Raw genomic sequence first — 4,090 nt, 5'->3', positions numbered from 1 at the left:
AGCGCGGCGAGGTCCGGCGGTTCACGCGGCGCGCCCGTCGCCGCCGCCTGACCGCGCTGGTCGTCGCCGGGTCGCTGGTGCTCCTCGCGATCGTCGTCGCGGTCGCGGCCTACTCGCCGCTGATGGCCGTCAGGACCATCGAGATCACCGGCACGGCGCGGACCGACGCGGTCGCACTCGAGGACGCGCTGTCGGACCAGATCGGCGTCCCGCTGACCCTCGTCGACCGCGAGGCCGTCGGCGACGCGATCGGCGGCTACCCGCTGATCCAGAGCTACTCCCTGCAGACCCGCCCGCCGAGCACGCTGGTCGTGAGCGTCGTCGAGCGGACCCCCGTGGGCGTCCTGCAGAACGGGAGCCGCTTCGACCTCGTCGATTCGGCCGGCGTCGTCATCGAGACCGCCGACGCGGCGCCGCCGGGCTACCCGGCCCTCACCACGCCGTCGGGGGGAGCGACCGGAACGGCGTTCCACTCGCTGGCCCGGGTCCTGCTCACGCTCCCCGCCTCGCTCGACGGGCAGGTCGCCGCGGCGACAGCCACCACCGGCGACGACGTCACGCTCACGCTGGGCGACGGAGCGGTCGTGATGTGGGGCGGGCCGGACCGCTCGGCTCTCAAGGCGGTCGTCCTCGAGAAGCTGATGGCGGCCACGGACCCGGCAGAGGTGTCGTCCTACGACGTGTCCTCGCCCGCCGCGGCGGTCGTCGGCAGTCGCTGAGCGCCGACCGGCACGGATCCGCTCGGCTCTTTGCCGAATGCGGGCGTGTCTGTCGCGAGCGGGAGCGGACTCCGCCTACCGTCGATCCCACACCCCAAATGCATACTCAGCATAACTTTAAGCCTCAACTACAGGTTTAAGGTTCAGCCCGGAGGCCGGACACGTGACTTCACACCAGAACTACCTCGCCGTGATCAAGGTCGTCGGCATCGGCGGCGGCGGCGTCAACGCCGTCAACCGCATGATCGAGCTCGGCCTTCGCGGCGTCGAGTTCATCGCCATCAACACCGATGCACAGGCGCTCCTGCTCAGCGACGCCGACGTCAAGCTCGACGTCGGCCGCGAGCTCACCCGCGGACTCGGCGCGGGCGCCGACCCCGAGGTCGCGCCGCGCCGCCGAGGACCACGCGGAGGAGATCGAGGAGGTGCTCGCGGGCGCCGACATGGTCTTCGTGACCGCCGGAGAGGGCGGCGGCACGGGCACCGGCGGCGCGCCCGTCGTCGCGCGGATCGCGAAGTCGATCGGCGCCCTGACGATCGGAGTCGTGACGAAGCCCTTCGGCTTCGAGGGACGCCGTCGCCAGACCCAGGCCGAGGCCGGCGTCGCGACGCTCAAGAACGAGGTCGACACCCTCATCGTCGTCCCGAACGACCGCCTGCTCGAGATCAGCGACCGCGGCATCTCGATGCTCGAGGCGTTCGCCACGGCCGACCAGGTCCTCCTCGCGGGTGTGCAGGGCATCACCGACCTCATCACCACGCCGGGCCTGATCAACCTCGACTTCGCCGACGTCAAGTCGGTCATGCAGGGCGCCGGATCCGCGCTTATGGGCATCGGATCCTCGCGCGGCGCCGATCGCGCGATCAAGGCCGCGGAACTCGCGGTCGCCTCCCCGCTGCTCGAGGCGAGCATCGACGGCGCGCACGGCGTCCTGCTCTCCATCCAGGGCGGGTCGAACCTCGGCATCTTCGAGATCAACGACGCGGCCCGCCTCGTCCAGGAGGCGGTGCACGCCGAGGCGAACATCATCTTCGGTGCCGTCATCGACGACACCCTCGGCGACGAGGTGCGCGTGACGGTCATCGCGGCCGGCTTCGACGGCGGCGAGCCGGGCGGACAGGCTCCCGCGGCCCTCGCCCAGCCGCGCAGCCAGCAGAGCGCCGCCTCCGAGTCGCCGGAGCCCGTCCCGGTGGCCGCAGCCGCCCCCGCCGCCGGGTCGATCTGGTCGAGCACCCCCGTCGCGGCCCCCGCGCCGGTCGCCGACCCGTCGTTCGACGACGACGACAACGATCTCGACATCCCCGACTTTCTCAAGTAGTCGTCGTGACCGATCCGGAGCTGGCCGCGCGCTGGTCCTCGGTCTCCGAGCGGGTCGCCGACGCGGCCCGCTCGGCCGGTCGCGATCCCGGCGGCATCACCACGATCGTCGTCACCAAGTTCCACCCCGTGTCGCTGATCCGCGACCTGCTCGAGCTGGGCGTCGTCGACTTCGGCGAGAACCGGCACCAGGAGGCGCAGGAGAAGGCCGCCGAGCTCGCCGGGACTCCTGCGCGCTGGCACTTCATCGGGCAGCTGCAGAGCAAGAAGGCCCGGCAGGCGCGCCGGTACGCATCGGCGGTCCACTCCGTCGACCGCCTCGCCCTGGTCCCGCTCCTGGATGCGGGCGAGGCCCCCCTCGACGTCTTCCTGCAGATCAACCTCACCGACGACCCCGAGCGCGGGGGCGCGGCGTCGGACGACGTCGAGCACCTGGCCGAAGTCCTCGCGGACGCTGAGCACCTGCGCTTCCGGGGCGTCATGGCGGTCGCGCCGCTCGGCGAGGATCCCCGACCCGCGTTCGCGCGGCTGCGCCTGCTCTCGGAGCGCGTGCGCGCCATCGATCCGTCGGCCTCCGCCGTCTCGGCCGGCATGTCGCACGACTTCGCCGAGGCGATCGCGGAGGGCGCGACACACCTGCGAATCGGGTCGGCAATCACCGGCAATCGACCCGCCCGCCCTTAACCTCGACCTGACCCACTAGTGGGAGCACACACGACACGGAGGACACAGATGGCCAACCCGCTGAAGAAGACGATGGTCTACCTCGGACTCGCCGATGAAGAGGTCGAGTACGAGCGCGCCGACACCGTCGAGGCGGCTCCGACCACGGCCCACCGCGCCCCGGTCTCGCCGGTCCAGCCCGTCCCGCCGGTCGAGCAGACCACCCCGCAGCAGCCCCGCGCGACGGTCACCCCGCTCCGCAAGCCCACCCCCCAGACTCCGAGGCGACGGCCCACGCCGAGATGAACGAGATCCTCACCGTCCACCCCAAGCAGTACCGTGACGCGCAGGTCATCGCGGAGAACTTCCGCGACGGCATCCCCGTGATCATCAACCTCTCGCAGATGAGCGATGCGGACGCCCGCCGCCTCATCGACTTCGCGAGCGGCCTCTCGCAGGGCCTCTACGGCCGGATCGAGCGCGTGACGAGCAAGGTCTTCCTGCTCTCGCCCTCGCACATCACGGTCGCCGGCGATTCGGCCTCCGCCGAGAGCGACGCCGACGCGTCGTTCTTCGCGAAGTCCTGACTCCGGGGAGCCCTGGCCCGCGGTGACCTCCGTCGTCTCGCTCCTCGGGAGCGTCCTCTACTTCGTCCTGCTCCTGTACTTCTTCGCCATGTGGGCGAGGTTCGTGCTCGACCTGGTCCGGGTCATCCGACGCGACTGGCGCCCCCGCGGCGCCGGTCTCGTCGCCGCCGAGACCGTCTACACGGTCACGGACCCGCCCATCTCCTTCTTCCGGCGGCTCATCAAGCCCGTGTCGATCGGCCCGATCGCCCTCGACTTCGGCTGGAGCCTCACGATGCTCTGCGTGATCGTGGGGATGTACATCGCGACCTGGCTGCGGGCCGCCTGACCCGACTCCGGGCGCTCCCGGTGGTCGTCCCGCACGGGGCGGGCCCGGCGGTGCCGGGATCACTTCCGCTCCCTGTATCGTGGGGGCCGTCCTGACGTTCTCCGCGGTGCTCGCACTGCGCCGCGTTCACGAAGTTGCTAGCTTCGGTCGAACGTCGATAAACGTGTACCTACTTGAAATCGAAGGTGGAAAGCCATGGCGCTCACTCCCGAAGATGTTGTCAATAAGCGGTTCCAGCCGACGAAGTTCCGCGAGGGCTACGACCAGGACGAGGTCGACGACTTCCTCGACGAGGTCGTCGTGGAGCTCCGCCGCCTGAACCAGGAGAACGAGGAGCTGCGCCAGAGCCTCGCCTCCGGCGGCTCGGACGCCCCGCGCGATGCCGCGCCGGTCACGTCCCCCGCTCCCGTCGTCGACGAGACCCCCGCTCCCGAGCCGGAGGCCGAGCGCGAGCCCGAGCCCACCCCGGCGCCCG

Annotated in this window: 4 protein-coding genes and 2 pseudogenes; all 6 read left to right on the top strand. The window is 71.0% G+C overall.

Annotation, left to right across the window (positions count from 1 at the left end; all coding sequences use genetic code 11):
• On the top strand, positions 1–719 hold a 719-nt coding region (locus B0T42_RS18720; RefSeq protein ID WP_094742812.1), incomplete at its 5' end, for a cell division protein FtsQ/DivIB.
• 163 nt (positions 720–882) lie between these two features.
• A pseudogene (ftsZ, locus tag B0T42_RS18715) lies at positions 883–2,038 on the top strand (cell division protein FtsZ).
• A 5-nt stretch (positions 2,039–2,043) separates the two neighbouring features.
• The gene (locus tag B0T42_RS18710) at positions 2,044–2,721 is read left to right on the top strand and encodes a YggS family pyridoxal phosphate-dependent enzyme (RefSeq protein WP_077224473.1); all 678 of its coding nucleotides are present in this window, start codon (positions 2,044–2,046) and stop codon (positions 2,719–2,721) included.
• A 48-nt stretch (positions 2,722–2,769) separates the two neighbouring features.
• A pseudogene (locus B0T42_RS21775) lies at positions 2,770–3,287 on the top strand (cell division protein SepF).
• Positions 3,288–3,309: 22 nt separating this feature from the next.
• A complete protein-coding gene (locus B0T42_RS18700) occupies positions 3,310–3,615 on the top strand; it encodes a YggT family protein (protein WP_055794987.1) in 306 nt (101 codons plus the stop codon).
• 195 nt (positions 3,616–3,810) lie between these two features.
• Positions 3,811–4,090: DivIVA domain-containing protein (locus tag B0T42_RS18695; protein WP_139344593.1), on the top strand; the 280-nt coding region annotated here is incomplete at its 3' end.

This window comes from Rathayibacter rhapontici (genome assembly GCF_001995175.1).
Lineage (GTDB): Bacteria > Actinomycetota > Actinomycetes > Actinomycetales > Microbacteriaceae > Rathayibacter.
This window is presented reverse-complemented; position numbering and strand designations above follow the sequence as displayed.